Source organism: Flavobacterium aquidurense (genome assembly GCF_002217195.1).
Lineage (GTDB): Bacteria > Bacteroidota > Bacteroidia > Flavobacteriales > Flavobacteriaceae > Flavobacterium > Flavobacterium frigidimaris.
On record NZ_MUGR01000088.1, the window covers coordinates 1 to 878 of the forward strand.

Below are 878 nucleotides of genomic sequence, written 5' to 3' on the forward strand. Positions count from 1 at the left end.
TTTTTCATGTACAAGTTGACCTTTGGGACAACATTACAAAAGATTATATAGATACTATTCCAATGTGTAATACAAAAAATAAGGTAGTTATTGGTAACATTGACCAGAATGATAAAATAAATTGTCCTCAATGTCTTGATTTATTAAATTTTAATTAATAAATCAATGGCAGTTTTTGGATATGCTAGAGTTTCAACTCTCGACCAAAATTTAGATTCACAAAAAGATGAACTTCTAAAATATGGATGCACTAAAATTTTCTTTGAAAAAGCTTCAGGGAAAAATGTAGAACGTCCACAATTAAAAAAATTATTAGAGGGATTAAGAGAAAATGATATAGTTGTAGTCTACAAATTAGACCGATTAGCAAGGTCGCTTAAAGATTTAATAGAGTTAGTTTCTGAATTAGCTTTAAAAAAAGTAGAGTTCGTTTCTTTATCGGATGGAATAAATACAAGTTCGGCAGTTGGAAAATTAATGTTTCATTTAGTAGGTGCGTTTGCAGAATTTGAAAGAAATATAATTTCAGAAAGAACAAAAGCTGGATTAGTAAGCGCACGAGCAAGAGGAAGAACAGGAGGAAAGCCAAAAGGAATTTCAGTAGCGGCACAAAAGAAAGCAATACGCGTAAAAGAATTATATGATGAAAAAAAACTAAGTCTAGAGGAAATTTGCAAAGTTCTTGAAATTAAAAGTAAGACAACTTTATACAAATATTTAAAATTTGAAAACGAAAGACTTGAAAAGTTTAAGTAACGTTAAAATAAGTTTCTGCTTTTTCTGCAGAAAAATAAAACAACGTTAAAATAGAAAAAAAGCCAGGAGCTGGCCAATTAAAAATTACGTTAAAAATTAAATTTTAATACATGCAATTACGG

General features: G+C 28.9%; 1 protein-coding gene. It reads left to right on the forward strand.

The features are described from left to right. Window positions 1-165 precede the first annotated feature (165 nt). Window positions 166-756 (forward strand): recombinase family protein, encoded by a 591-nt coding sequence (locus B0A67_RS24750; RefSeq protein WP_072965276.1) that lies wholly within the window; start codon window positions 166-168, stop codon window positions 754-756. The last annotated feature ends 122 nt before the right edge of the window (window positions 757-878 follow it).

Coding starts and splice junctions, on each gene's coding strand:
- B0A67_RS24750 (WP_072965276.1), top strand. CDS start 166: ATGGCAGTTTTTGGATATGCTAGAGTTTCAACTCTCGACCAAAATTTA.